Origin of the sequence: Streptomyces sp. 2A115 (genome assembly GCF_052245575.1) — a bacterium.
GTDB lineage: Bacteria > Actinomycetota > Actinomycetes > Streptomycetales > Streptomycetaceae > Streptomyces.
In genome coordinates, this window is the sequence record NZ_JBQQCG010000007.1 from 37,023 (window position 1) to 63,592 (window position 26,570).

Below are 26,570 nucleotides of genomic sequence, written 5' to 3' on the forward strand. Positions count from 1 at the left end.
GGTGCTCCCCCGCAGGTACGATGCCTCTCGGTGCGACCTTCGGACGGCTGCTCTCCGCACCGAACGCAACTCCCGTCCGCGGCACAGCGGTTCGACGAAGACTGCCGACGGGCACCGGCCCGCCCGGCGATCAACGGGGGCACGGTTTGTGGGGGACGTGATGGACTTCGGCACGCAGGGCCCCGAGGCCCCGGCCGACCTCGCCTGGCTGCGAGGTGTGGACGCGTACACGATGGGGGCCTATCCGCAGGCGGAGGAGGAGTTCCGCGCCGCGGTCCGGATGGACCCGGGGATGGCCGACGGCTGGCTCGGGCTGCACGCGCTGCGCATCGAGACGACGACCGCGCTGCTGCGAATGTTCCGGCACCGCGAACGTTTCGGCGAACAGCGCACCCGCCATCGGCGCACGCTCAACTCCTGGTACTGGCTGGGCTGGTGGGTACAGCCGGTGCTCGAGTCGCCGCGCGATCTGCTGCTCGCGCACGCCTCGCACTGGCTCGACGGACGTCATGTCCCGGAGCTGGACCGGGCGTTGGCGAGTCTGCCGCCGGTGGACACCGATCCGCAGGTGCGGTTCCTGCACGCCTGCCGGGCCTACCTGGTCAAGGACTGGGAACAGTTGGTCCGGCACACGGATCCGCTGATCGACGATCCGATGCTGGGCATCGAGGCGGGCCTCTTCGGCGGCATGGCGCGGGTGCGGCTGGAGATGTTCGGGCAGGCCGAGCCGCTCCTGTCGTCGGCCCTGATGCGCTGTCGCAGCGAGCAGCCGCAGCGCAAGGAGCTACGGTACTGGCTGGCGCGGGCGCACGAGGGCACGGGCCGGTCGGCGGCGGCACTGCCCCTGTACCGGGCGGTGCACCGGGTCGACCCGGCCTTCATGGACACCTCGGCGCGGCTCGCCGCGATCTCCGAGGGCGACGGGTACGACGACACGGCCGACCTCGCGGCGATCACGCTCACCGGCGTCGGACAGGACGTGATGGACGGCCCGGACGGCATCGACCCGCTGTTCGGCACCGAGGGCCGGGACCTCAAGCTGTCGGAGCCCGAGCTGCCGCCGCAGGGCTCGCTCGCCTCGGAGTCCGACCGGGTCCGCGAGAAGGCCATCGTGCCGGTGCGGCCGCCGCATCTGCCGACCGGGCCCACCGACCCCGCCCTGCTCGACGAGGCGCTCGCCGCGCTGGAGCGCATGGTCGGCCTCGAACCCGTGAAGCGCCAGGTGAAGGCGCTGTCCGCGCAGTTGAACATGGCGCGGCTGCGCGCCGGGCAGGGCCTCCCGGTCCAGCCGCCGAAGCGCCACTTCGTGTTCTCCGGGCCCTCCGGCACCGGCAAGACCACCGTGGCCCGCATCCTCGGCCGGGTCTTCTACGCGCTCGGCCTGCTCGGCGGCGACCATCTCGTCGAGGCCCAGCGCGCGGACCTGGTGGGCGAGTACCTCGGCCAGACCGCCGTGAAGGCCAACGAGCTGATCGACTCCGCGATCGGCGGCGTCCTCTTCGTCGACGAGGCCTACTCGCTCTCGAACTCGGGCTACGGCAAGGGCGACGCGTACGGCGATGAGGCGCTGCAGGTCCTGCTGAAGCGTGCAGAGGACAACCGCGACCACCTCGTGGTGATCCTCGCCGGCTACCCGGAGGGCATGGACCGCCTCCTCGCGGCAAACCCCGGGCTGTCGTCCCGCTTCACGACCCGAGTCGACTTCCCCTCGTACCGTCCCCTCGAACTCACCTCGATCGGCGAGGTACTGGCCGCCGAGAACGGCGACGCGTGGGACGAGGAGGCCCTCGACGAGCTGCGCTCCATCAGCGGACACGTCGTCGACCAGGGCTGGATCGACGAGCTGGGCAACGGCCGCTTCCTGCGCACCCTGTACGAGAAGAGCTGCGCCTACCGCGATCTGCGGCTGTCCGGCTACGCGGCCAGCCTGACCCGCGACGACCTGTCCACGCTCCGGCTGCCGGATCTGATGCAGGCGTACGGAGAGGTGCTGTCCGGGCGGGGGCCCCAGGATCCGTCACCGATGTGACGGCGCTGACCTGTGACGACGCCGGGCCCCGGAAACCAGACGGTTCCCGGGGCCCGGCGTCGAGGCATCGGCCTCAGGGCTCGCTGCAAGCCCTCAGCTCGCCAGCGCCTGCTCCGGACTCTCCGAGCGCGGCTCGCTGACCTGTACCGCCGGAGCTCCGCGGTGCGCGGGGTCGCGTACCTCACCGACCAGCAGTTCCAGTACGTCCTCCAGTGCGACCAGGCCGAGCACCCGCCCTGACGCGTCGACGACCTGGGCGAGGTGCGTCGCGGCGCGGCGCATCACGGTCAGGGCGTCGTCGAGCGGGAGCTCGGACCGGAGGGTCGTCATGGGGCGCCAGACCTGCTGCGGCACGGCCCGCTCGGACTCCTCCACGTCGAGTACGTCCTTCACGTGCAGGTAGCCCATGAAGGCGCCGTTCTCCGCGGCCACCGGAAAACGGGAGTACCCGGTGCGGGCGGTGAGCGCGACAACCTGGCCCGGGGTGACCGAGGGGTTGACGGTCACCAGGGACTCGCCGTCCAGGAGCACGTCCGTGACCGGGCGGGAGCCCAGCTCCAGGGCGTCCTCCAGGCGCTCCTGCTCCTCCGGGTCGAGGAGGCCCGCCTGGCCGGCGTCCTCGACGAGCCGGTTGAGCTGCTCACTGGTGAAGACCGCCTCGACCTCGTCCTTGGGCTCCACACGGAAGAGCTTGAGGATGAGGCGGGCGCAGGCGCCGAGGCCCGCGGTGACCGGCTTGCACAGCCGGGCGAAGGCGACCAGGCCGGGGCTGAGCCACAGCGCGGTCTTCTCGGGCGCGGCCATCGCCAGGTTCTTCGGCAGCATCTCGCCGACGACGAGGTGCAGGAAGACGACCGCGGCGAGGGCGATGACGTACCCGAGCGGGTGGATCATGCCCTCGGGAAGGTGCACGGCATGGAAGACCGGTTCCAGGAGGTGCGCCACGGTGGGCTCGGCGACGGCGCCGAGCGTGAGTGAGCAGACGGTGATGCCGAACTGCGCGGCGGCCATCATCTGCGGCAGGTTCTCCAGGCCGTACATGACCTGTCGGGCCCGCGCGGTGCCGAGCGGTTCGATCTGGCTGCGCCGCACGGACACGAGCGCGAACTCGGCGCCGACGAAGAACCCGTTGGCGAGTACGAGCAGAGCGGCGAACAGGAGTTGGAGCACGCTCATCGGACGGCCTCCACCGCGGCGGCGGCATCGGCGGTCCTGACGAGACGGACCCGCTCGGCCCGGTAGTGCCCGACCTGGCGCACCGAGAGGCGCCAGCCCGGCAGCTCGGCCTTGTCGCCGGGTGCGGGGATGCGGCCGAGCAGATCGGCGACGAGGCCTGCGACCGTCTCGTACGGACCCTCGGGAACGTCCAGGCCTATGCGCCGGAGGATGTCGACGCGGCAGCTGCCGTCGGCGTCCCAGGCGGGCCTGCCGTCCTCGGGCGGCGCGGCGGCGAGTTCGGGCACGTCGTGTCCGTCGTGCTCGTCGCGGACCTCGCCGACGAGCTCCTCGACGATGTCCTCCAGAGTGACGACGCCGGCCGTGCCGCCGTACTCGTCGACGACGACGGCGATGGGCTGCTCGTTGCGCAGCTGCTCCAGGAGGGGCTTCACGGGCAGCGTCTCCGGGACGAGCAGCGGGGCCTGGGCGATCCGGGTGACAGGGGTGCGCAGCCGGTCCTGCGAGGGCACCGCGAGGGCGTCCTTGAGGTGCGCCATGCCGACGATCTCGTCGATCCGCTCCCGGTAGACGGGGAAGCGGGAGAGGCCGGTGGCGCGGGTGAGGTTGACGACGTCCTCGGCGGTCGCGGAGGACTGGAGGGCGCTGACCTTCACGCGGGGGGTCATGACGTGCTGCGCGGTGAGGTCGGCGAGCGAGAGGGTGCGGACGAAGAGGTCGGCGGTGTCCTGTTCCAGAGCGCCGGCCTGGGCCGAGTGCCGAGCCAGGGAGACGAGTTCGCCGGGGGTGCGGGCGGAGGCCAGCTCCGCGGTGGGCTCGACGCCCAGGGCACGGACGAGCCGGTTGGCGACGGCGTTGAGCGCGGCGATCACCGGCCGGAACAGGGTGGAGAAAACGTGCTGCGGGCCTGCGACGAAGCGTGCCACCTGGAGCGGCTTGGACACCGCCCAGTTCTTGGGCACGAGTTCGCCGATCACCATCTGCACGGCCGAGGCCAGCAGCATGCCGACGACCACGGAGACACCGGATACGGCGCCTTCGGGGATGCCGATCGAGGTGATGGGGCCGTGCAGCAGCTCGGCGAGCGCCGGCTCGGCGAGCATGCCGACGACGAGCGAGGTGATGGTGATGCCGAGCTGGGTGCCGGAGAGCTGGAAGGACAGCTCCTTGAGTGAGTTGACGACCGTACGGGCCCGTCGGTCGCCCTCGGCGGCGGCCTTCTCGGCATCGGGGCGCTCCACCGTGACCAGGCCGAACTCGGCCGCCACGAAGAAGCCGTTGGCGAGAATCAACAGAAACGCCGCCCCGAGGAGCAGCAGAGGGATGGTCATGCCGCCGCCTCGATATGTCGGGAGGGGGCGGCGCATGTACTACAGGGGGATCCGTCCATCGCTGGAGGGAGTCACTCCTCGAATAGCAGGGGGCCTCTGAATCCCGGGTGGAATGTCAGAGGCGGAGGCGCAACGAAAACGCCTCCGCCAACAGATTAATCAAGACATGGGCCCGTGCGGCAGGGTGGAAGGTTGCGAGTCAGCGGTGATGTTCGTCGTGGTGCTCGTCAGGGTGCTCCCCGGGGTCGCCGATGGAGCGGGCCTCGGCGAGTGCCCGCAGCGTACGGGCGTCACTGATCGCGCGCTGCTTGGCGATGCCCGGCTGGATGCCGAGCGCGGGAAGGCTGGTGCCGTCGCTGAGGTCGATGAACACCCACGGGTCGCCCGGACGCAGGTTGACCTGCACGATCTGCGCCCAGGCCAGTCGGTGTCGGCTGGCGATGTTGACCACGGTGACACCGGACTCGTCGGCGACGACTTTTGGCCGCGAGAGCAGTACGAGCACCCCGAAGAGCAGTGCCCCGGTGAAGACGAAGCTGAGGCGCTCCCCCGGGCTGAGCTTTTCGAGGAGCATCGCGACCGTGGTGATGACCACGAGGATCGCGACACCGGCGGTCAACAGGACGGCACGCGTCCGGCCCGGCCGGAAAGTGACGGGCAGCGTGGGAATCTCTTGTGACGTCTGGTGTGACGTCTCTGGTGCGTCCGACATGGCGAGCGGGTCCTCAGAGGCGGCAGGCGTGGATGGCCGTGGTCAGGATGGCCCGCGCGCCCAGGTCGTACAGGTCGTCCATGATCCGCTGGGCTTCCTTGGCCGGGACCATGGCACGCACGGCGACCCAGCCCTCGTTGTGCAGCGGCGATACGGTCGGCGACTCCAGGCCCGGGGTGAGCGCGACGGCCTTCTCCAACTGCTCGACGCGGCAGTCGTAGTCCATCATCACGTACGTCCGCGCGACCAGGACGCCCTGGAGGCGGCGCAGGAACTGCTGAACCTTCGGCTCGGCGTCCTCGTCGGCCTCCGCGCCGGTGCGGCGGATGACGATGGCCTCGGACTTCATGATCGGGTCGCCGAACACCTCGAGGCCCGCGTTGCGCAGTGAGGTGCCGGTCTCGACGACGTCCGCGATGACCTCGGCGACGCCCAGCTCTATGGCCGTCTCGACGGCGCCGTCGAGGTGGACGACGGAGGCGTCGACGCCTTTGTCCGCGAGGTACTTGGCGACGATGCCCTCGTACGAGGTGGCGACGGTCATGCCGCCGAGGTCGTCGACGCGCGTGGCCGTGCCCGGCTTGGTGGCGAAGCGGAAGGTGGAGCGGGCGAAGCCGAGCGGGAGGATCTCCTCCGCGTTGGCCCCGGAGTCGATGAGAAGGTCGCGGCCGGTGACGCCGATGTCGAGGCGGCCGGACGAGACGTAGATCGCGATGTCGCGGGGGCGGAGATAGAAGAACTCGACGTCGTTCTCCGGGTCGACGATCCGCAGCTCCTTGGACTCCCGGCGCTGCTGATAGCCGGCCTCATGCAGCATCTCCGCCGCAGGGCCGGACAGGGAACCCTTGTTGGGGACGGCGATGCGCAGCATGAGGTCGGCTTCCTTCGTTCGTTCGTACGTGCGGGGTTGTGGGTTACGGCTCAGAGGTGGGCGTACACGTCGTCCAGGGAGATGCCGCGGGCAACCATCATCACCTGGACGTGGTAGAGCAGCTGCGAGATCTCCTCGGCGGCGGCTTCCTTGCCCTCGTACTCGGCGGCCATCCAGACTTCGGCGGCCTCTTCGACGACCTTCTTGCCGATGGCATGGACCCCCTTGCCGACCAGCTCTGCGGTGCGGGAAGTGGCGGGGTCGCCGTTGGCGGCCTTGTGCTGGAGCTCGGTGAAGAGCTCCTCAAAAGTCTTCTTGGACATGGTGGCGCCCACTTTACGCGTTGCGTCAGCCGACCTGACGCCACGGCTCGGATACTGAGCGGAGGGTGGCCGCGGTCGCCACAGCCGCTGTCACCGCCTCATGTCCCTTGTCCTCGTTGGAGCCCGCGATGCCCGCCCGGTCGAGGGCCTGTTCCTCGGTGTCGCAGGTCAGCACGCCGAACCCGATGGGCACACCCGTGTCGATGGAGACCTGGGTGAGGCCCTGGGTGACGCCCTGGCACACGTACTCGAAGTGGGGGGTGCCGCCGCGGATGACGACGCCGAGCGCGACGATCGCGTCGTAGCCGCGGCCCGCGAGGACCTTCGCGACGACCGGGAGCTCGAAGCTGCCCGGGACCCGCAGGAGGGTCGGCTCGTCGATCCCCAGCTCGCGCAGGGCGCGCAGGGCGCCGTCGACGAGACCGTCCATCACCTTTTCGTGCCACTGTGCCGCGACGACCGCGACGCGCAGGTCGCCGCAGTTGCGTACGGACAGTTCAGGTGCACCCTTGCCGCTCACGTTTCTCCTAAGTGACTTGCTTACTGGTTGCCGCAGGCGGACACGGTGGCCGTGTCCAGCCAGGGCAGGTCGTGCCCCATCCGGTCCCGCTTGGTGCGCAGGTAACGGAGGTTGTGCTCGCCCGCCTGTACGGGCATCGGCTCGCGGTCGGTGACCTTGAGGCCGTGGCGGACGAGCGCGTCGGTCTTGTCGGGGTTGTTGGTCATCAGGCGCAGGCTGCGGACGCCGAGGTCCTCGAGGATCTGCGCGCCGGCGGCGTAGTCCCGGGCGTCGGCGGGCAGGCCGAGCTCCAGGTTGGCGTCGAGCGTGTCGCGGCCGCGCTCCTGGAGTTCGTACGCGCGCAGCTTGGACAGCAGGCCGATGCCGCGGCCCTCGTGGCCGCGCAGGTAGACCACGATGCCGCGGCCCTCGGCCTGGATGCGCTGCAGGGAGGCTTCGAGCTGGGGGCCGCAGTCGCAGCGCAGGGAGTGGAAGACGTCGCCGGTGAGGCATTCGGAGTGGACGCGGACGAGGACGTCTTCGCCCTCGCCGATCTCGCCGTGGACGAGGGCGACGTGCTCGACGCCGTCGACGGTGGAGCGGTAGCCGTAGGCCGTGAACTCGCCGAAGCGGGTGGGGAGCTGGGTCTCGGCCTCACGGCGCACCGTGGGCTCGGAGCTCTGGCGGTAGGCGATCAGGTCCTCGATGGAGATGATCGACAGGCCGTGCGTGCGGGCGAAGACCACGAGCTGGGGCAGCCGGGCCATCGTGCCGTCGTCGTTGACGATCTCCGCGATCGCCCCGGCGGGCGCGAGCCCGGCGAGCCGGGCCAGGTCGACGGCGGCCTCGGTGTGGCCGGGCCGGGCGAGGACGCCGCCCTCGACGGCACGCAGCGGGAAGATGTGACCGGGGCGGGTGAGATCGGTCGGCTGGGTGACCGGATCGGCGAGCACCCGTACGGTGTGGGCGCGGTCGGCGGCCGAGATACCGGTGTCGACCCCTTCCTTGGCGTCCACCGACACGGCGTACGCGGTGCCCTTGCGGTCCTCGTTGATGGCGGTCATCGGGGGCAGGTTCAGCCGGTCCAGCTCGGGGCCGGTCATCGGGACGCAGACCACGCCCGAGGTGTAGCGGACCATGAAGGCCATCAGCTCGGGGGTCGCCGCTGAGGCGGCGAAGATGAGGTCGCCCTCGTTCTCGCGGTCCTCGTCGTCGACGACCACCACCGGGCGGCCCGCCGCGATGTCGGCGATGGCCTGCTCGACCGGATCGAGCGCGAAGTCCGAAGCGTCTTCGTCGTGGCCCGTGCTGTACCAAACCGGCGTGGTTGTCATGCCGGAGCTCCTTCCAGAACGGGCTGCGAGCTCCTGCGTGAGCGCAGCCACCAGTCGCGCATGCCCCACAGGACGAGCGCGCCGTAGATGACGTAGACGAAGCCGGAGAAGGCGAAGCCGTTGGCGAAGTTGAGCGGCACGCCCACCAGGTCGACGAGCAGCCAGGCGAACCAGAACTCGACCATGCCGCGCGCCTGGGCGTACATGGCGACGACCGTCCCGACGAAGATGTACGCGTCCGGCCAGGGGTCCCATGACAGGTGCGGATACGCCTTGAAGAGCAAGGCCACCGCGACCGTGCCGACGGCGGCGGCGCCGACCATCGCCGCGCGCTCGCGCCAGGTGGCGAAGCGTGGGGCGATGTGGCCGTCCTTGGACTGGCTCCTGCTGCGGTTCCACTGCCACCAGCCGTACAGCGCGACGACGATCACGACGACCTGCTTGCCGGCGCTGCCGGTCAGGTGGCCGAAGAAGGCGCCGAAGAGGATGAGGCCGGAGAGGAACTGCACGGGCCAGGTCCATATGGAGCGCCGCCAGCCGAGGGCGAGGGCGGCCAGGCCGAAGAGGTTGCCGACCATGTCCGACCAGATGATGTGCTGGTCGAAGAGGACGAACGCCTCGGAGTTCAGCCAGTTCACTGCCCGGCCCCCTGGGCTCCGGGCAGCCCGGCCGGCTGCTCGGCCCGCGCGCCGAGCAGCCGCTCGACGTACTTGGCGATCACGTCGACCTCGAGGTTGACCGGGTCGCCGGGCTGCTTGAGTCCGAGCGTGGTCAGGGCGAGAGTCGTCGGGATGAGGCTGACGGTGAAGTAGTCGGGGCCGGCGTCGACGACGGTCAGGCTGATGCCGTCGACGGTGACGGAGCCCTTCTCGACGACGTAGCGCGTGAGGTCCGCGGGGAGCGAGATCTTCAGGATCTCCCAGTTGTCGGACGGCTTGCGCTCGATGAGCGTGCCCGTGCCGTCCACATGGCCCTGCACGATGTGCCCGCCGAGGCGCTCGCCCACGGCCATGGGGCGTTCCAGGTTGACGCGGGAGCCGACGGCGAGGGCGCCGAGGCTGGAGCGGTTCAGGGTCTCCGCCATCACGTCGGCGGTGAACTCGTCGCCTTCGTGGTCGACGACCGTCAGACAGACGCCGTTGACGGCGATGGAGTCGCCGTGGCGCGCGCCTTCGGTGACCACGGGGCCACGAAGCCGGAAACGGGAGGCGTCGTCGAGATTCTCGACGGCGGTGACCTCACCCAGCTCTTCGACGATTCCGGTGAACACTTCCCGGGTCCTCCTGCCTCTTCGGGCACGGACTCCGGGGCCTGTCGATGACGACAGATATGAACGAGCGAGAACACCGGGGGCGACGCCGTGTGGGACGTGTCCCGTGGGACACGTCGAAACAAACGGCGGCGCGCACGAATGCCCGCCCGCCGCGCACTGCCTCCCATCCGGACTTTAACCGTCGGTCCAGGAATTTCACCTGGTCAACCGGCCGCTGGAAGCGACCGGGTCGCGGACTGTAACCGCCGGTTCGGACTTTCACCGACCCCGGAGTGCGCTGCTTCTGGTACAGACTCAGTGTGCCACGCCTGATCCGCACCCATGCGGGTGGATGCTGTGGGGTGGCTCACAGGGTGTGCCGATGGACTTCACTGGACACTCGTGACAGGTCAACTGGCGTGCGGACACAGCGGCTTACTAATGGTCCATACCTATTGACGCTGTGGTCTAGTCCTCTTTAGGGTCTGCGTTCACCGGCCCGCCCCAAGAGCGACCCGGCGGCGGTGACGGAGGCCCTTGCCCCGCCGCCGGGTCTCCCCTCCCGGTTCTGTCGCGCCCCGTCCTGTGAGGCTGGAGGCGTGACGACCGGCGACGAGGCGAGCATCGAGGCCGGGGCCGGGTTGGTGGCCCTGGCGGAGTGAGGGTGCTGCTGCCTGCGGCGTCGCTGTGGCCGGCGGCGAACCCGGTGGCGTTCACCGACCGCACACCGGACGCGAACCGCACCCCCTGACGCGGCCGTCACGCCGGGCGCGAGGCAGATACCGGACGCCGATCTCGCGCCGGTCGCCGACCGGCCGCCTATCGCTCCGGAGGCGCGAACAGCTCGTCCTGAGCTCCGTCCCGCGCCATGAGCAGCGCGCCACGGAGGACCGCGCCGCCACCGAGTGCGCCGGCCCGTACCTCGGTGGGCAGCGGTGACATCCGGGCGAGGCGCTCCTGGACGCGTGCGGCGAGCCCCTCACCGCCCGCCCGCCCGATCTCGCCCGCGAGCACCACACACCCGGGATCGAGCACGGCAACCACGGACGCGGCACCGAGGGCCACGCGATCGGCGAGCGCGTCGAGGAAACGGGAGGCGGAGTCGGGAGTGGTGGTGGACGAGTTCGCCAGGGGGGCGGCGTGCCCTGCCGGGGAGTTGGCCTTACCCGCGTAGGGCACTGCGGCATCCGGGTCCGGGTACGGGACGGCCCGGGCCACCGCCGCGCGTACCAGGGCCGCCGCATGGGGCTCGTGCGGCGCCACCGGTGCCACGATCCCGTACTCCGCCGCGAGTCGGGCGATCGCCGCGGCCCCCGCGAGGGAGTGGAAGCCTCCCTCGCAGCCCGTCGCCGACGGGAGCGCGCCCGTGCCCGGGACCGGAAGAAAGCCGATCTCCCCCGTTCCGCCGGAGGCGCCGCGGCGCAGGGTGCCGTCGAGGACCACGGCGGCACCGATGCCGTGGCCGAGCCACAGCAGGACGAACGTGTCGCGGTCACGGGCGGCGCCGTCCCGTTGCTCGGCCAGCGCCGCGAGGTTGGTCTCGTTCTCGACGAGGACGCGGGCCGGGAACCGTTCCTCGAGGACGGTGGCGAGGCGGCGGTGCCATTCGGGCAGACCGGTGGAGTCGCGGAGTTCGCCGGTGGCGGGGTCGATCAGGCCCGGGGCTCCGATGCCGACGGTGTGCAGCCGCTCGACGCCCGCCTCCTTGGCCGTGCGTTCGACCAGCGTGACCGCCTGCTCGACGGCGGGCCCGGTGTCCGTCTCGTCGCCGATCGGCACCGACGCCTCGGCCAGCACCGAGCCCAGCAGGTCCGCGACGACCACGGCGACGCCCTCGGTGCGTACGTCGAGGGCCGCCAGGTGGGCCCGGTCGGCGACGATCCCGTACAGGCGGGCGTTCGGGCCGCGCCGCTGGGCACCCGTCTCCCCCACCACGCCTATCAGCCCGGCCTCGGTGAGGCGTTCGACGAGGTCGGCGACCGAGGGCCGGGAGAGGCCGGTGAGCTGCTTCAACTGCCCGGCCGTCAAAGGGCCTTCCTGCTGCAGCAGCCGCAGGGCGAGCCGGTCGTTGATGGCCCGGGCGGTGCTCGGGGATGCGGGCGGCATGCCGGGATCCTTCCAGATCAGTGGCGCCATGGCGGCGGCCCGATAATGTCTATCTATCAGGCAGGCTCCCTGATAGTTTACGGCGGCAGAGCGGGAAGAAGGCAGCGGAGGGGCCGGAGCATGAGTGAAGTGGTCTACGACCAGCGCGAAGCGAAGCGCGCCCGGTACGCCGTGTCGGCGGTGTTCGCCGTGCACGGTGCCGTCACCGGGTCCTTCGCGACCCGCGTCCCGTGGATCCAGGACCACGCCTCGGTGAGCACGGGCCAGCTCGGTTTCGCGCTCGCCTTCACGGCGTTCGGCGCCTCCGTCGCGATGCCGCTCGCCGGCCGGATCAGCCACCGCTTCGGCAGCCGTACGGCCCTGCGGGGCCTGATCGCCCTCTGGACGCTCTCCCTGACCCTCCCGGCCCTCGCGCCGAACCTGCTCACCCTCTGCCTGGCGATGTTCACGTACGGCGCCACGGCGGGCATGGCCGATGTCGCCATGAACGCGCTGGGCGTCGAACTCGAGCACCGGCTCGGCAAGTCGATCATGTCCGGGCTGCACGGCATGTGGAGCGCGGGCGCGCTGATCGGCTCGGCCGCCGGTACGCTCGCCGCGCACCTGGGCTCGGACGCGCGCCTCCACCACACGCTGGCGGCAGCGGCCCTCACACTCCTCGGCGTGGCCGCCTGTCACTGGGTGCTCGACCTGGTGCCCACCGAGGACGAGGAGCCGCCCCCGAGGTTCGCGCTGCCGCCCAGGTCGGCGCTGCTGATCGGCGCGGTCGGCTTCTGCGCGGTGTTCGCGGAGGGCGCGAGCCTGGACTGGTCGGCGGTCTACCTCCGGGACCAGCTGGGCACCTCGGACGGTCTCGCGGCGGCGTCGACGACCGGGTTCATGCTGACCATGGCGGTGGCCCGGCTCGTGGGCGACGCGGTCGTGAACCGCTTCGGCTCGGTGCGGACCGTGCGCATCGGCGGTGTCCTGGCCGTGCTCGGCGGGCTGCTCATCGTCGTCGCGGACCATCCCGCGGCGGCCATGGCGGGCTTCGCGCTGCTGGGCCTGGGCATCGCCGTCGTCGTACCGCTGTGCTTCGCGGCGGCCGGGCGCAGCGGTCCCAACCCGAGCCTGGCCATCGCCGGCGTCGCCACCATCACGTACACCTCGGGGCTGATCGCCCCCAGCGCGATCGGCGGGCTGGCCCAGGCGACGAGCCTGATGGTGTCGTTCGGTCTGGTGACGGTCCTGACCTGCGGACTCGTCGCCTTCGCGGGCGTCCTGCGCACGGCCGACCGCGACCGCCCGAAGGTCAGCCCGCCGAGCACGGTGGTCCCCGACCTACGCCCCTGACCCTGAGCGGTCAGCGCGCCAAGTCGTAGGCGTAATCGGGTGCGAACGTCCCCGGTGCGCCCTTGCAGCCGTCGGACTCCCCCGGCAGCTTCACCCACAGGTAGGCGTCGATCCGTGCCTCTCCGGTACGCAGGGTCGGCGCCTGCCCAAGTTTCCGGCCGTCCGGGTCGCACCACACGCCGGGGGGCGGGGCGCCGTTCCCGTTGCGGCTGGTGTCGATCACGGCGCCCAGGCCGGCGGGGCCACCGAGTGCGTCGAGGGTCCGGCGGACGTAGCCGATCTCGTCGCCCGTCCGGTTGAAGTTGGCGACGTTGCTGAAGATGCCGTCCGAGGAGGCGGCGGACGCGGCACCGGCCTGCCGCAGCAGCCCGGCCTGTTTCTCCGGCGTGTTCCAGTCGGAGTGGCCCGCGTCGTAGTAGACCCGTGCATTCGGGTTCGCCGCCTTGAGGACGCGGCCCGCGCGGGCCAACGAGGCGAAGCGGGCGCTCCGGTCGCCCTCGGAGAGGCAGTCGGACTGGGCGAGCGCGTCGGGCTCCAGGACCACGATGACCTCGTCGGAACCGAGGCCCGCCGCGAACTTGTCGATCCACCCGTCGTACGCGCCGAGGTCCGGCGCCCCGCCCTGCGAGGCGCCGCCGCAGTCGCGGTTGGGTATCGCGTACGGCACGACGAGCGGAACCGTGTCCGTGTCCGAACCGGCCGAAGTGACCGCCCTGACGCGGGAGGTGATGTTCGACGGGGTGTAGTCCGCGAACCACACCGCCTGCGGACGGTCCGCTATCCGGGACTCTATGACCGGGCGGCGCGGGTCGTCGCGGTTGGCGCGGACCCACTCGACGACCCGGGACTCGGGGTAGCGGTACATCTGCCCGGACACAGGCTCGGTCCTCGGCTTCCTCGTCTCGGTCTTCGCGGTCTTCGAGGGCTTCGGGCTCGGTTTCGCCTTGGACGGGGAGAGCGACGGCGATGGCGACGGCGAGGCGGACGTCTTCGAGGCGGACGGCGTGGGCACGGCGGGCAGCGGCGCCAGGAACGGTGAACTGGACACGTCGGGGCGCGCCTCGTCGGTGCCGCGCCCGTCGTCGAGCGCGGACATCATCCCCGTCGCGGTGCCGACCGCGACGACGGTGGAGGCCACCGCCAGCATGGCGCCGCGCCGGGCGGCGCGCCTGTGCTCGGCCCTGCGGTCGGCCAGGCGCTGGGCACGTAGGCCTGACACGTGGTGCTCCCCCCTCCACCGCCGGCTTGTTCCCCCGTTCTGGGGAAGCGCTCGGCCCGGCGGCCCTCGGGACAGCCTAGGCCTGGGACGCTGCCCCCATGGTGCGGTTCGAACAGATCACAGCTCCCGAGCACGGCGTCGACGCGGTGGCACACCGGATGCGCGTGCTCGGCGCGGCCTGGCCGGAGCGGGACGGTGTCGCGGTCTTCAACCGCGTCTACCTGGCCGTCACGGAGGAGGTCGACCGGCGCCTGGACACTGGGCACTTCACCGACGCACGCGCCGCGATCACCCTGGACGTGCGTTTCGCGGAGCGCTACCTGGCGGCGGTCGAGGCGGTCGCGAACGAACGGCGTCCGCCCGCCTCCTGGCGACCGCTGTTCCAGTTCCGGCGTCATCCCGGCGTACGTCCGTTGCAGTTCGCGCTCGCGGGCATCAATGCGCACATCGGCCACGATCTTGCGCTGGCGGTTGTAGACACCTGTCGTACGCTCGACTGCGAACCGGCCGAACTGGAGGATGAGTTCGAGCGCGTGGGCGACGTCCTCATCACGCTGGAGGAGCGCATCCGCGAAGATCTGATGCCGGGTCCCGACCTCCTCCAGATCGCCGACCCGCTGACCCATCTGCTCGGCGCGTGGAGTCTGGAGCGGGCCCGCGACGCGGCATGGTCCGCAGCCCGCGCCGTGTGGGCCCTGCGCGGACTCCCGGAGTTGGCCGAGGAGTTCGTCGAACGTCTCGACACGGGCGTGGGCCTGGTCGGCCGCTGCCTGCTCACTCCGCTGGCGTGCCGCTGACCCGGTGGCTCGTGGACGCGTCTGCCGGATCCTCCGTCTTCCCGGCGGCACGCCGTGGACCGTCGAGGAACTCCATCGGCCCCGCGCTCCGTCGCACCGGCCGGTCGGCGTGGTAGGACGACGGGGGGACAGACATGGATCGAACACGGATGAGGAGTGTCCATGGCCACGCGATTGGGACTGAGTCTTCCGCAGACGCACCAGTACGACCTCGGACGGGACGTGCCGGACGTGGCGCGCGCAGCCGAGGAGATCGGCTACGAGAGCCTGTGGGTGCTCGAACGCGCCCTGTTCCCGGAGCCCGCGACCCAGGGCGTGTACGGCATTCCGGGCCTCCCCTGGCCCGAGGCGTACCGCGGCCTCGCCGAGCCGCTGGTGACGCTGACGCTGGCCGTCTCGGCCACCCGGCGGGCGCGGCTCGGCACGAGCGTGCTGGTCGCCCCGCTGCACGGCCCGTTCCAGCTGGCCCGGACCCTCGGCACGCTGGACGCGGCGAGCGGCGGCCGGGTCGTGGTGGGCCTCGGCACGGGCTGGTCGCTCGACGAGTACGCGGCCGCCGGGGTCGCGCCCTTCGAGGAGCGCGGCCGGGTCCTGGACGAGGTCATCGACGTGTGCCGCGCCGTGTGGGGCCCGGACCCGGTGGTGTACGAGGGCCGCCTCACCAAGATCGCGTCGGCCGTGGTCGCTCCCAAGCCCGCCCGGCCGATCCCCATCCTGCTGCCCGCCAACAGCAAGAAGGCGCTGGCCCGGATGGTCGACCGCGCCGACGGCTGGATGCCGATCGCCATGGGTGTCGAGCAACTCGCCGCGCAGGCACGGCAGGTGCGGGACGCCTGGGCCGAGGGCGGGCGCACGGAGCAGCTCCAGACGGTGGCGCGGGCGAACCTCCAGTACGTGGCCAAGGCGTACGACGGCTCGGACCGCGCCCCGTTCCAGGGCAACGTCGAGCAGATCGTGGCGGACCTCGCGGCGCACGCCGAGGTCGGCATCGAGGAGTTCATCCTGGAGTTCCAGGATGTCCCGCGGGACGCTCAGGAGCTCAAGGACCTGGCTGCCGAGGTGTACACGGCGGCGCGAGCGGCCGGAGTCTGACCCCGGCGCCGTTCTGAACGACCGACCCGACCCATGACCCGACCCGGCCTCAGTCCTCGGGCAACTCCACCGGCGCGATCTCGTCGTAGACGTCGCCGGGCCCGGGGTTGGCCGGGTCGGTCTCGCCACCGAAGTGGTGCATGACGCCCCACACGGCGTTCAGCGCGGTCTGCACGGCTCCCTCGGCCCAGCCGGCCGTCCAGGAGATGTCGTCGCCCGCGAGGAAGACGCCCCGCTTGTCCCCGGGCAGCCGGTCCTGCATGAAGTGCGTGAACAGGCGCCGCTGGTAACGGTAGTGGCCGGGCAGGTTGGCCTTGAACGCGCCCATGAAGTAGGGCTCGTTCTCCCAGGACACGGTCACCGGGTTGCCGATGACGTGCTTCCTGATGTCGACCTTCGGGTAGATCTCTCCGAGCGACTTCAGCATCACCTCCATCCGCTCGTTCGCCGACAGCGGCAGCCACTTCAGGCTGTCGTCGCACCAGGTGTAGGAGAGGCAGATGACGGCGGGCTCGTCCGGGCCGTTGTCGAGGAGGTAAGTCCCGCGCGTCATACGGTCGGTGAGCGTCATCGACATCACGTCGCGGCCGGTCTGCTCGTCCTTGTCCAGCCAGAACGGCCGGTCGACGGGCACGAAGAGCTTGCTCGACTCCATGTAGTGGGTCCGCTCGATCGCCGTCCAGTGGTCGATCGGGAAGAGCGCGTCGTCACAGGCGACCTTGGACAGCAGCATCCAGGACTGGGCGGTGAAGATCGCCGCCTGGTACGTACGGATGTCGCCGGAGGCGTCGCTGACCGTGATCCGGTTGCCCGCGGTGCGGTTGAGGCGGGTCACGGCGGGCCGCGGGGTCCCGTCGTGCAGCTTCGCGAGCGAGGTGCCGTACGCCCAGTGCACGATCTTCTCCGGCTCGCGCTCCCAGAGGCGCAGCGGGAGCTGCTGGGAGCCGCCGACGATGCCGCGGTGGTGGTCGTCCGCCTCGGTGTAGACGACGCGCAGGATCTCGAGGATCGAGTTCGGGAAGTCCGTGTCCCAGCCGCCCGTGCCGAAGCCGACCTGGCCGAAGATCTCGCGGTGTCGGAAGGACTTGAAGGCCTCCGAGTCGCAGAGGAAGCCGTAGAAGGTCTGGTTGTCGAACTTCTCGACGAGCTTGGCCCAGATCTCGCGGATGCGCGGGACGTCGCGCTCGCGCATGGCCCGGTTCATGTCGGAGAAGTCGGCGCCGTCTTCGAGACAGGCGTTCCAGGCCGCCGCCACCTGCCGGTAGACGTCGGGCAGATCCTCGATGGTCTCGGCGTAGTGCGACTCGCCCTTGAGGTCGACGACGGTCGACGGCGTGGCCTCCGCGAGGGGGTTGGGGAACGGTTCGGTCCGCAGCCCCACCAGGTCGATGTAGTGCTGGAGCGCGGTCGAGGACGGCGGAAAGCGCATCGCGCCCATCTCGGCGGTGAGGGAGGGATCGCAGCCGTCGAAGCCCACGGTCCGGAGCCGGCCGCCGATCCGGTCGGCCTCGTACACGACCGGCTTGAGGCCCATCTTCATCAGCTCGTACGCGGCCACGATGCCGGACAGCCCGCCGCCGATGACCGCGACCTCGGTGCCGAGCTCGGTCGCCGGTATCCGGCCCAGGCCCGCGGGGTGCGCGAGGAAGTCGTCGTACGCGTACGGGAAGTCCGGGCCGAACATGGTGATCGGTGGCTGCGCGTCGGTGTGCGGGACGGCGGTGGGCACCGTGGACGTCATGGGGTACGGACTCCTTGCGCGAAAAGCTTGTTCAGGGGGTGGCGGTGTTCAGATCAGGGACCCGTAGAGACCGGGGCGCCGGTCCTTCAGGTACGGGTTCTCCTCGCGTGAGGCGGCGAGGAACGCGGGATCCACGTCACCGAGGACGAGTTCCTCGCCGCGGCCCGCGCGGGCCCGGGCGCCTCCGTCGGGGCCTGCCAGCGTGGAGAGCCCGACGAACTCGAACTCCCCTTCCGCGCCGACCCGGTTGACGTAGGCGACGTACATCTGGTTCTCGAAGGCGCGCACCGGGACGACGGACTCGGCGACGAACTGGAACGGGTGCATCTGGGCCGTGGGCACCACGAGCAGGTCGGTGCCGGCGAGTGCGTGGGCGCGGACGTTCTCCGGGAACTCGACGTCGTAGCAGATCATGAGGCCGATGCGGAGACCGCCCAGCTCGGCCTGGACGACGGGCTCGTCGCCCGGGGTGAACCACTCCTGCTCGAAACGGCCGAAGAGGTGGGTCTTGCGGTAGTCGGCGAGGCGGGTGCCGTCGGAGTGGACCAGCTGGGCCGAGTTGAAGACGGTCTCGCCGACGCGTTCCGGGTAGCCGTAGACGATCGCCACCCCGTGCCGGGCGGCGATCTCGGCGACCGCGTCCGCGGAGTCGCCGTCGGCGGGCTCGGCGAGCCGGTGCACGTCGGCGCCGATCGCGTACCCGGTCAGGAACATCTCCGGGGCGACCAGCAGCCCGGCGCCCGCGGCGGCGGCACGGCCCGCGGCCTCGTCCAGAACCTTGAGGTTCTCGACGACGGAGCCGGGACGGCCGGAGCTTTGGAGCAGGGCGGTGCGCATGCGTGTTCCTCACCGGTACGGAAGGGGCCGCGGGCCGGACAGGGGGCCCAGAGAGACGGTACGGGCGGCGGGCTCGGCCGGACAAGGAGGAGCCGTTGCGCGCCGGTGGACGAATCGTTGCGTCCGTCGCGGCTTCGGCGGCGATTCGTTGCGCTCCCCGGGTATGACGGCCTGTCATCCCAGGGGCGCATCAGGGAGGTGCGTGTCCGCCCGGTGGTGGACGCGCGGTGCAGCCTCCGGCGCGATTCGCCGCGGCGTCGGCGCCAGGACAGTGAGAGCTGTCCGAACGACCCGTCGAAAGGACCGCCATGAACCGCCGTACGAAGACCGCCGTGCTCGGCACGGCCCTGCTCGTCACCGCCGGAGTCACGGGATCCGCCGCGGCCTCCGCCACCGCGACGACCACGGCTTCGGCCACCACCTCCGCCACCGCGTCCGGTGAGGGGCAGCGCGAGGCCGCCGCTCTCACCGGCACCGCGAAGCTGCACCGGACGGCGGGTGACGTCATCACGTTCTCCTTCGACGCGCATCTGGCGGCCAGGAACACCGACAACCCGCTGAAGGCCACCGGCACCTTCCGCTGGAGCCACCACGACGCGAACGGCGAGGGCGGCGGCTGGGCGAAGGCGAAGGTCGACTGCCTCGTCACCGGCGGCAAGGTGGCCGTCGTCTCCGGGGTCATCACCGACACGGACCTGGAGGGGGTCAAGGGCCACCGGGTGGGCATCACCGTGCACGACACCGGCGGCACCGACCGGCTCGGCTACAGCTGGGCCGCGTCCGAGGACATGGGCCCGAAGGACCTGCCCAAGTGTGTCGGCTCCGCGCCCTTCGAGAAGGTGAAGAAGGGCACGGGCGACTTCAAGGTCGTGCCTTGGAACCCGAACTTCTAGCTTCTGGCCGGGCGAGTGTCCTCTTCCCGGCAGCCGTCAGCAGCGCGGCCAGGAGGTAGGGCACCGCGAGCAGGGCGAAGGCGGTGCCGTGTGTGGTCGCCGTCCCGGCCACCGCGTAGGCGCCGTACACCGCGATGGTGGTCAGGTCGGTGCCCACCCCGGCCACCGAGGTCAGGGTGGCCCGGCCCGTTCCGCCGATGCGGTCCTGGAGCCGGGCGTCGGCCAGCACGGTCGCCAGCTGGAAGCCGCAGAAGGCGAGGGCGACCAGCCCGATGCCGGCCGGAGTCCGCGCCGCCGCGCCCGCGGCCAGCGCCAGCGCGGAGCCCGCCAGCAGCCCGGCGAACCCGCCCCTGCCCAGCCGCCGTCCCGCACCGGCCAGCAGGCCGCCCACCGTCGCGCCCGCCCAGATCAGCAACAGCCAGTACGGGACGGCACTCTCCGCGACGCCCGTGTCGCGCACGAGCAGCGGCGTGTACTCGTCCAGCGCGCCCCACACCGCGGTGACGGCCGGCACGAGCAGCAGGGCACCGCGGACGGACCGGTCGTCGCGGGCCTCGGCGAGTCCGGCCCGCAGTGTCCGGGCCCATCCGTCGCCTGGTCCGTCCGCCGTGGCGGCGGTCGGGTCCCGGTGCTCCGGGAAACCGGCCGCGGTGACAGCCGTCAGCAGACAGGCCAGCACACTGGCGAAACCCACGGCCGGGTAGCCGCCGAAGTCGAGCACCGGGCCGGCCAGCCCCATCGCCGCCATCACGCCCACGAGGCCGGCCGCGTGGGCCCGGCCCATGGTGCGCGCGTACCCGTCGGCCGCGCCGAGCCGGTCGAGCTCCTCGTACACCAGCGCCTCCAGCGCGCCGGAACCGAGCGCTTCCTTGGCGCCCCAGAGTACGAAGCCGAGGGCGAACGCCCAGTACGACGGGGCGAGCACCCACAGCGTGAATCCGGCGGCGGTGAGCAGCGGCCCGAACCACAGCAGCACGCGCCGCGAGACGGCGTCGGCCCAGGCGCCGGACGGGATCTCCAGCACGACGCCGGTCAGCGACCACAGGCCGAACAGCGAGGAGATCTGCCAGACGGTGAGCCCGGTGTCGTGGAACAGCAGCGCGTACACCGGGTAGAGCAGGACGAGGTTGTCCAGGAACATGTAGCCGTACAGCGTGGCCGCCAGCCGCCGGACGGCGAGGCCGGTACCGGTACCGGTGCTGGGCACACGTGCAGGTGAGAGACTCATGAGGCCTTCCCGAAGGGACCGCAGGGACAGTTCGGACGCCGGAGGTACGGCGGCCGAGGCGGTCCTCGGGAGGCACGGCTGGTGGATCAATGTCGCCAGGTCATGAGACCGATGTTAGACGGGACCGGCGGTCCGGCCCAGCGGAATGGTCGTGAGCGAGAAAGTCGTGATCACCGCCGCGTGGTCCGAGGGCCAGTCGTTGTCCTCGACGTCGGGCCAGGGTCGGGGATTGCCGGTGACGAGGGTCCGCGAGTCGAGCACGCGCAGGCTGTCACCCGCGTGCAGGACGTAGTCGATCCGGTCCCGCGGCTCCGGGCGTCCGCTGCCGTCCTCGTGCTCGGTGTGCACCGGGGACCAGGTGACGCCGGGTTCCTCGATCGGGTCGGGGTGGGCATCGCGGTAGGAGTCGCGCAGGCCCGCCTCCGCGGCGGCCTTGGTCACAGGCCACTCGGCGTCCGTGCGGTCCAGGTGGGAAGGGGCGTTGAAGTCGCCGACGAGGAGGACCGGAGTGGTGTCGCGGGCCGCGAGGTCCGGGGCCATCGTGTCCAGGATCTCCCTCAACTGGCCGAGCCGTCCCCCCTCGTGGGCCACGAGCTCGGGCGCGGCGAGTCCGTCGAAGGAGGCTTCGTACGGGCCGTACGGCGTGTAGTCGAGGTGGGCACTCCAGAGCACGATCTCCTGCCGCTCGCTGAGCCGGATTCGCACTCCGGTGGCCCCGTAGAAGCCGGGGTCCGGGGCGCCGAGACGGGCGACGACCGGATACCGGCTGATGACGCCGAGGTTCTCGCCCGCCTGGTGGTGCTCCCAGCCGAGAGCGTCGGCGAGTTCGCGGGCGGAGGTGCCGTACGTCTCCTGGAGGCCGACCACGTCGACGCCCGCCTCCAGGATGACCTTGAGCTGCTTCTCGCGGTGGTGGGCGACCTTCGTACCGCCGTACCAGAGATTCCAGGTCATCACGCGGAGTTCGCGGGGCTCAGGGGGCTCGCGGGACTCATGGGATTCATGGGGCGTGATCATCTCGCGCAGCCGTGCCGGGGTCACCTCCTCCAGGCTCTCCAGGACCGTGCGCCCGGGCGCGGCGGCGATCGGCGCCAGCGACGGCACCGCGAGGACCGCGCAGCCCGCCGCCTCGGCGGAGGAGACACCGGTCTGGGTGTCCTCGACGGCCACGCAGGCGGCGGGGTCGACGCCGAGGGCGTGGCAGGCGGCGAGATACGGGTCGGGGTCGGGCTTGGTGCGCGGGGTGTCGTCGGCGGTGATGGTGACCGCGAACCGTCCGGCGCCCAGGGCCTCGACGACGTGGTCCGCGACGGCACGCGGGGACGCGGTCACCAAGGCAGTGGGTACGCCGTCCGCCGCCAGCGCGTCGAGGAGCCGGAGAGCGCCGGGCCGGGCCACGACACCCGAGCGCACCCGTACCGCGAACTCCCGGTGCAGGTCCGCGGCGACCTCGGCGAACGGGGCGCCCGTGGCCCGGCTCAGCACCTCGGCGGTGTGCTCGACGGGCCGCCCGAGCACATCGGCCTCGTCGGTCTCCGCGAGCGAACGGCCGAGTCCCGCCGCCACCTCCTCGACCGCCTCCCACCACAGCCGCTCGGTGTCCACGAGGGTGCCGTCCATGTCGAACAGGACTGCCTGGAGCGGTAGTTGGTGGGTGTCGGCCGTGTGGGAGGTGTGGAGGGTGTCAGCCGTGCGGGGGTTGTGGGGGGTCACGTGGCTCTCTCTCATACGCGTTCGGCCACAAGGACCGGACGCTCCGGCAGGCTGACGGTCACCGTGGAGCCCGCGCCCAGAGCGGCGGCCTCGTGGGTCGGCAGGTCGGCCTTCACCTCGGTGCCGTCGGCGAGGCGGACGGTGACGCGGGTGGCCGCACCGAGGAAGGCGGAGGAGACGACGCTGGCGTCGCCGGCCTCCTCGGCCTTCACCCGCACCGCCTCGGGCCGTACGAGTACGTCTACCTCCGCCGCGGCGGGCGCTTCGCCGTCGACCGGCAGCCGCTGACCGAGCACCTCGACCGTCCCGTCGGCCGACCGCCCCGGAATACGACTCATGGTCCCGACGAACTCGGCGACGAAGGCCGTGGCGGGCCGACCGTACAACTCCGCCGGAGCCGCGCACTGTTCGAGCCGTCCGGCGCGCATCACGGCGACCCGGTCGGCCATCGACAGGGCCTCTTCCTGATCGTGTGTCACGAACAATGTGGTGATGCCGAGTTCCTGCTGAAGCCGGCGGATCTCCTCGCGCAGGTTGAGCCGCACCTTGGCGTCGAGCGCCGACAGCGGTTCGTCGAGCAGCAGCACGCGCGGCCGCAGAGCGAGCGCCCGGGCCAGCGCGACGCGCTGCTGCTGACCTCCGGAAAGCTGGTGGGGGAAGTTGCCGCCCTTGTCGCCGAGCCCGACGAGTTCGAGCAACTCGGCGGCGCGGGACCGCCGTTCGGCCGTACGCACCTTGCGCATCCGCAGCCCGAACGCCACGTTGTCGAGGGCGCTGAGGTGCGGGAAGAGGCTGTACGACTGGAAGACCATCCCGGCGTCGCGCCGGTGGGCCGGGACGCGCGTGACGTCCTCGCCGTCGACCAGTACCTCTCCGGAGTCGGGGTGTTCGAACCCGGCGAGCATCCGCAGCGCGGTGGTCTTGCCGCAGCCGGACGGGCCGAGGAGGGCGAGGAGTTCGCCGGGGCGTGCGGTCAGGTCCAGTCCGTCCAGGGCGACGGTGGGCCCGAACTCGCGGCGCAGTCCCCGGAATTCGACGGTGGCCGCCTCGGTGTCGGTGGCCTTCTCAAGCGGAGTGGTGACGGTCATGGTTCATCCCCGGGGAGCGGTACGGGAGCGCCCGCCGAACCCGGCGAGCGCGAGAAGGAGTGCCCAGGTGACAAGCAGACTGAGCACGGACACGGCGACGGACAGCTGGGCCTGCGAGCCGCTGACGTTGACGATCCACACGGCGAAAGGCTGGAAGCCGAGCAGCTGGGCGACGGTGAACTCGCCGAGCACCAGGGCCAGCGTGAGGAACGAGGCGTTGAGCAGTGCCCCGCGCAGGTTCGGCAGCACGGCCCGTACGAGCGCCTGCGGCCAGCCCGCGCCACAGCTGCGGGCCGCCTCGACGAGGGTGCGTACGTCCATCGCGCGCAGCCCGGCGTCCAGCGCCCGGTACACGAACGGCAGCGCCATCACGACGTACGCGAGGACGAGCACGAACGGGAAGTCGGGATTCTGGATCGCCGTGAACGTCTGGAACAGCGGGGTGCGCGAGAGGTGTTCGGGCCCCCACTTCAGGACCGTGCCGATCCCGGCGACGAACGCGATCGGCGGCACGACGAGCGGCAGCGAGCAGACCACCTCGACGACCGGCCGCAGCTTCGGCGCGCCGAGCCGCAGCGCGACCATGGCGGGCACCATCAGCAGCAGGACGATCGCGATGGTGGCGGCGGCCAGTTCCAGCGAGAGCAGCAGGCTGGAGACGAAGCCGTCGGTGCCGAAGATCTGGGTGTACGCCTCGAAGGTGACGCCCTCCCCCGGCACGTCGACCGTGAAGATCACGGACGCGGCCAGCGGCACCAGGAAGTAGAGCGCGGCGCCGACGAGGACGACCCCGCGCCAGGGACGTACGCGTTCGGACCTTTTCGGGCTCCGAGCGGATGCGTTCACGTTTCGAGCGGATGTGGTCATGCTTCGAGCCATCGCGCGCTCCGTCGTTGCAGGGGCAGGTACACGGCCATCACCAGGCCCGCCACGATGACCATGTCGAGGCTGAGGGCGAGCGCCACGTTCTCCTGGCCGACCAGGACGTTGCCGGAGATGGCGTCGGCGATCTGCAGGGTGACCAGCGGGATCGAACTTCCCACCATGGCCGCGGCGGTGGCGTACGCGGCGAAGGCGCTGCCGAAGAGCAGCACGAACCCGCCGAGGAGCGACGGTGCGAGGACGGGCAGGGCGACGTGCCGCCAGTACTGGACGGCGGTGGCCCCGTTGTTGCGCGCGGCCTCACGCCACTGGACGCGCAGGCCGTCGAGGGCGGGGGTGATGGTGAGGACCATCAGTGGGATCAGGAAGTACAGGTAGACGATCACCAGTCCCCAGAAGCTGTAGAGGTCCCAGCCCTTGTCGGAGAGGTCCAAGTACCGGGTCAGGACCCCGGAGTTGCCGAGGGTGGCGACGAAGGCGAAGGCCAGCGGGACGCCGCCGAAGTTGGCGAGGACGCCGGAGGCGGTGAGTACGGCCTCGCGCAGCGCGCGGAAGCGTGAGGTCACCACGGCCTGGGCCAGCAGGAGTCCGAGGACGGCCGAGATGACCGCCGAGACGGCGGACAACTTGACGCTGCCGAGCAGGGCGGTGAAGTACGCGCCCTTGAGCGAGGCCGTCACGTTGGCCGTGGTGTACGAACTCGCCCCGCCGGCCGGGTCCTTGACGGTGAAGGCGCCGTTCAGCATGGCGAGGGCGGGGATCCCGAAGGCGAGCGCCACGAAGGCGAGCAGCGGGACGACGGCGAGCCAGCCGGGCGCGTGGCGCCGCCGCTTCGGAGAAGCGACCGGCGGCGCCACGTCGACTCGTGTGAGGGTCGCGGTCATCCGGAGACGGCCTTGCCCCAGCCCTGCCCGAGCACGTCCTTGGCCTTGCTCTGCTGCGCCTCCGTGGGGAACTCCGGAGTACCGGAGACCTCGGGCAGCTTGGCCGCGGCGGTCTTGTCGAGGGTGCCGGCCTTCTCCATGGCGGTCATCAGGGCCGGGCGGGCGTATCCCTTGAGCCAGAGGTTCTGGCCCTCGGCGCTGTAGAGGTACTCCTGCCACAGGCGGGCGGCCGCCGGGTGCGGGGCGTCCTTGTTGACGGCCTGCGAGTAGTACTGGGAGAACTCGCCGTCGGACGGGACCGCGACCTTCCAGTCCAGCCCCTTGGACTTGAACTCGTCGGCGTACCCGGCGTTGAGGTAGTCCCAGTCGATGCTGATCGGCGTCTCGCCCTTCTCGACCGTGGCGGGAGTCGACTCGACGGGCGTGTAGTTGCCGTTCTTCTTGAGCTCGGCGAAGAAGTCGAGCCCGGGCTGGATGTCGTCGAAGGAGCCGCCGCTCGCGAGGGAGGCCGCCCAGACGCCGCCGAAGGCCGAACCGGACTTGGTGGGGTTGCCGTTGAGCGCGACCTGGCCCTTGTACTGCGGCTTGAGGAGGTCCTCGAAGGTGGTCGGGCACGTCTTCACGCGCTTGGCGTCGCAGCCGATGGAGATGTAGCCGCCGTAGTCGTTGTACCAGCGGCCCTGCGCGTCCTTCTGGCCCTCGGGGATGTCGCCGAAGCCCGCGACCTTGTACGGCGCCAGGAGTCCCTGCTGGGCGGCGCTCAGGGCGAAGGAGCTGCCGAGGTCGAGCACGTCGGGAGCGCGGTCCTGGCCCTTTCGGGAGGTGACGGCGTTGATCTCGTCCTGGCTGCTGCCGTCGGGGTTCTCGACCTCGATCTTGATGCCGTACTTCTTCTCGAAGCCGTCGATCAGCGCGCCGTAGTTGGCCCAGTCGCGGGGCAGCGCGATCGCCTGCAGCGTGCCCTCCTTCTTGGCCGCCTTGACGAGCGCGTCCATACCGCCGAAGGCCTCGGCCGAGGTCGCGGTGGCGGCGCTCTTGCCGTCGGTGGTGGTGGACGCGTCGTCGGGGGCCGCGCCGCAGGCACTCAGGGCGAGTGCGGCAGCGCCGACGAAGACGGCTGTTCTCGGCAGGGACACGGTCACGGTCTTCTCCAGGGGTGCGCTCAGGGATCACACGAGGCAGAGGTCACACGAGGCAGGGGTCATAAGAAGCAGGAGTCATACGGGACTGA

At 71.2% G+C, this 26,570-nt stretch carries 24 protein-coding genes and 1 riboswitch; of the genes, 5 read left to right on the forward strand and 19 right to left on the reverse strand.

The features are described from left to right. Window positions 1-160: 160 nt before the first annotated feature. Window positions 161-2,029 (forward strand): AAA family ATPase, encoded by a 1,869-nt coding sequence (locus ACTWQR_RS08675; protein WP_443226351.1) that lies wholly within the window; start codon window positions 161-163, stop codon window positions 2,027-2,029. Between the two features lie 93 nt (window positions 2,030-2,122). Here the strand turns inward: ACTWQR_RS08675 and ACTWQR_RS08680 are convergent, their stop codons facing one another. From ACTWQR_RS08680 to ACTWQR_RS08725, 10 genes are all read right to left on the reverse strand, one after another. Beyond that, a complete protein-coding gene (locus ACTWQR_RS08680) occupies window positions 2,123-3,205 on the reverse strand; it encodes a hemolysin family protein (RefSeq protein WP_443226352.1) in 1,083 nt (360 codons plus the stop codon). Then, window positions 3,202-4,536, reverse strand: coding sequence for a hemolysin family protein (locus ACTWQR_RS08685; RefSeq protein ID WP_443226353.1), 1,335 nt, complete (start codon window positions 4,534-4,536; stop codon window positions 3,202-3,204). The genes ACTWQR_RS08680 and ACTWQR_RS08685 overlap by 4 nt, the downstream gene beginning before the upstream one ends. Before the next feature lie 199 nt (window positions 4,537-4,735). Then, the gene (locus ACTWQR_RS08690) at window positions 4,736-5,248 is read right to left on the reverse strand and encodes a PH domain-containing protein (RefSeq protein WP_443226354.1); all 513 of its coding nucleotides are present in this window, start codon (window positions 5,246-5,248) and stop codon (window positions 4,736-4,738) included. Between the two features lie 13 nt (window positions 5,249-5,261). After that, window positions 5,262-6,119 (reverse strand): ATP phosphoribosyltransferase, encoded by an 858-nt coding sequence (hisG, locus tag ACTWQR_RS08695; RefSeq protein WP_443226355.1) that lies wholly within the window; start codon window positions 6,117-6,119, stop codon window positions 5,262-5,264. A gap of 50 nt (window positions 6,120-6,169) precedes the next feature. Then, window positions 6,170-6,442 (reverse strand): phosphoribosyl-ATP diphosphatase, encoded by a 273-nt coding sequence (locus ACTWQR_RS08700; RefSeq protein ID WP_031486114.1) that lies wholly within the window; start codon window positions 6,440-6,442, stop codon window positions 6,170-6,172. 25 nt (window positions 6,443-6,467) lie between these two features. After that, a complete protein-coding gene (gene ribH / locus ACTWQR_RS08705) occupies window positions 6,468-6,962 on the reverse strand; it encodes a 6,7-dimethyl-8-ribityllumazine synthase (RefSeq protein ID WP_443226356.1) in 495 nt (164 codons plus the stop codon). Between the two features lie 20 nt (window positions 6,963-6,982). Next, on the reverse strand, window positions 6,983-8,275 hold the full coding sequence (locus ACTWQR_RS08710) for a bifunctional 3,4-dihydroxy-2-butanone-4-phosphate synthase/GTP cyclohydrolase II (RefSeq protein WP_443226357.1): 1,293 nt from the start codon (window positions 8,273-8,275) through the stop codon (window positions 6,983-6,985). Then, window positions 8,272-8,913, reverse strand: coding sequence for a nicotinamide mononucleotide transporter family protein (locus ACTWQR_RS08715; RefSeq protein WP_443226358.1), 642 nt, complete (start codon window positions 8,911-8,913; stop codon window positions 8,272-8,274). The genes ACTWQR_RS08710 and ACTWQR_RS08715 overlap by 4 nt, the downstream gene beginning before the upstream one ends. Next, entirely contained in the window at window positions 8,910-9,545 is a 636-nt protein-coding gene (locus ACTWQR_RS08720) for a riboflavin synthase (protein ID WP_443226359.1), read from the reverse strand. Before ACTWQR_RS08720 ends, ACTWQR_RS08715 begins: the two co-directional genes overlap by 4 nt. Before the next feature lie 152 nt (window positions 9,546-9,697). Beyond that, window positions 9,698-9,828, reverse strand: a riboswitch (FMN riboswitch). A 518-nt stretch (window positions 9,829-10,346) separates the two neighbouring features. After that, the gene (locus ACTWQR_RS08725) at window positions 10,347-11,633 is read right to left on the reverse strand and encodes an ROK family transcriptional regulator (RefSeq protein ID WP_443226360.1); all 1,287 of its coding nucleotides are present in this window, start codon (window positions 11,631-11,633) and stop codon (window positions 10,347-10,349) included. Window positions 11,634-11,753: 120 nt separating this feature from the next. Between ACTWQR_RS08725 and ACTWQR_RS08730 the strand changes: the two genes are divergently transcribed. Beyond that, window positions 11,754-12,965 (forward strand): MFS transporter, encoded by a 1,212-nt coding sequence (locus ACTWQR_RS08730; protein WP_443226361.1) that lies wholly within the window; start codon window positions 11,754-11,756, stop codon window positions 12,963-12,965. Window positions 12,966-12,975: 10 nt separating this feature from the next. On the opposite strand, the gene ACTWQR_RS08735 is transcribed toward ACTWQR_RS08730, so the two are convergent. Then, window positions 12,976-14,112, reverse strand: a complete 1,137-nt coding sequence (locus ACTWQR_RS08735; protein WP_443226502.1) for a glycoside hydrolase family 6 protein — start codon at window positions 14,110-14,112, stop codon at window positions 12,976-12,978. Window positions 14,113-14,282: 170 nt separating this feature from the next. Between ACTWQR_RS08735 and ACTWQR_RS08740 the strand changes: the two genes are divergently transcribed. Together ACTWQR_RS08740 and ACTWQR_RS08745 are read left to right on the forward strand one after the other, a co-directional pair. After that, window positions 14,283-14,981 (forward strand): DUF5995 family protein, encoded by a 699-nt coding sequence (locus ACTWQR_RS08740; RefSeq protein ID WP_443226362.1) that lies wholly within the window; start codon window positions 14,283-14,285, stop codon window positions 14,979-14,981. Between the two features lie 162 nt (window positions 14,982-15,143). Next, window positions 15,144-16,073, forward strand: coding sequence for an LLM class F420-dependent oxidoreductase (locus ACTWQR_RS08745; RefSeq protein WP_443226363.1), 930 nt, complete (start codon window positions 15,144-15,146; stop codon window positions 16,071-16,073). Between the two features lie 49 nt (window positions 16,074-16,122). Here the strand turns inward: ACTWQR_RS08745 and ACTWQR_RS08750 are convergent, their stop codons facing one another. Next, window positions 16,123-17,814, reverse strand: coding sequence for a flavin monoamine oxidase family protein (locus ACTWQR_RS08750; protein ID WP_443226364.1), 1,692 nt, complete (start codon window positions 17,812-17,814; stop codon window positions 16,123-16,125). A 48-nt stretch (window positions 17,815-17,862) separates the two neighbouring features. Then, the gene (locus ACTWQR_RS08755; RefSeq protein WP_443226365.1) at window positions 17,863-18,651 is read right to left on the reverse strand and encodes a carbon-nitrogen hydrolase family protein; all 789 of its coding nucleotides are present in this window, start codon (window positions 18,649-18,651) and stop codon (window positions 17,863-17,865) included. 308 nt (window positions 18,652-18,959) lie between these two features. On the opposite strand from ACTWQR_RS08755, the gene ACTWQR_RS08760 reads away from it, so the two are divergent. Beyond that, complete coding sequence (locus ACTWQR_RS08760) at window positions 18,960-19,544, forward strand: hypothetical protein (RefSeq protein ID WP_443226366.1); 585 nt, start codon at window positions 18,960-18,962, stop codon at window positions 19,542-19,544. On the opposite strand, the gene ACTWQR_RS08765 is transcribed toward ACTWQR_RS08760, so the two are convergent. The 6 genes from ACTWQR_RS08765 to ACTWQR_RS08790 form a co-directional block, all read right to left on the reverse strand. Beyond that, complete coding sequence (locus ACTWQR_RS08765) at window positions 19,513-20,772, reverse strand: MFS transporter (protein WP_443226367.1); 1,260 nt, start codon at window positions 20,770-20,772, stop codon at window positions 19,513-19,515. The genes ACTWQR_RS08760 and ACTWQR_RS08765 overlap by 32 nt on opposite strands. A gap of 114 nt (window positions 20,773-20,886) precedes the next feature. Continuing rightward, complete coding sequence (locus tag ACTWQR_RS08770; protein ID WP_443226503.1) at window positions 20,887-22,401, reverse strand: HAD-IA family hydrolase; 1,515 nt, start codon at window positions 22,399-22,401, stop codon at window positions 20,887-20,889. Window positions 22,402-22,496: 95 nt separating this feature from the next. Further along, entirely contained in the window at window positions 22,497-23,573 is a 1,077-nt protein-coding gene (locus ACTWQR_RS08775) for an ABC transporter ATP-binding protein (RefSeq protein WP_443226368.1), read from the reverse strand. A 3-nt stretch (window positions 23,574-23,576) separates the two neighbouring features. Then, entirely contained in the window at window positions 23,577-24,440 is an 864-nt protein-coding gene (locus ACTWQR_RS08780; RefSeq protein WP_443226369.1) for an ABC transporter permease, read from the reverse strand. Further along, on the reverse strand, window positions 24,437-25,339 hold the full coding sequence (locus ACTWQR_RS08785) for an ABC transporter permease (protein WP_443226370.1): 903 nt from the start codon (window positions 25,337-25,339) through the stop codon (window positions 24,437-24,439). The genes ACTWQR_RS08780 and ACTWQR_RS08785 overlap by 4 nt, the downstream gene beginning before the upstream one ends. Continuing rightward, window positions 25,336-26,481, reverse strand: a complete 1,146-nt coding sequence (locus ACTWQR_RS08790; protein ID WP_443226371.1) for an ABC transporter substrate-binding protein — start codon at window positions 26,479-26,481, stop codon at window positions 25,336-25,338. Before ACTWQR_RS08790 ends, ACTWQR_RS08785 begins: the two co-directional genes overlap by 4 nt. Window positions 26,482-26,570: the final 89 nt, after the last annotated feature.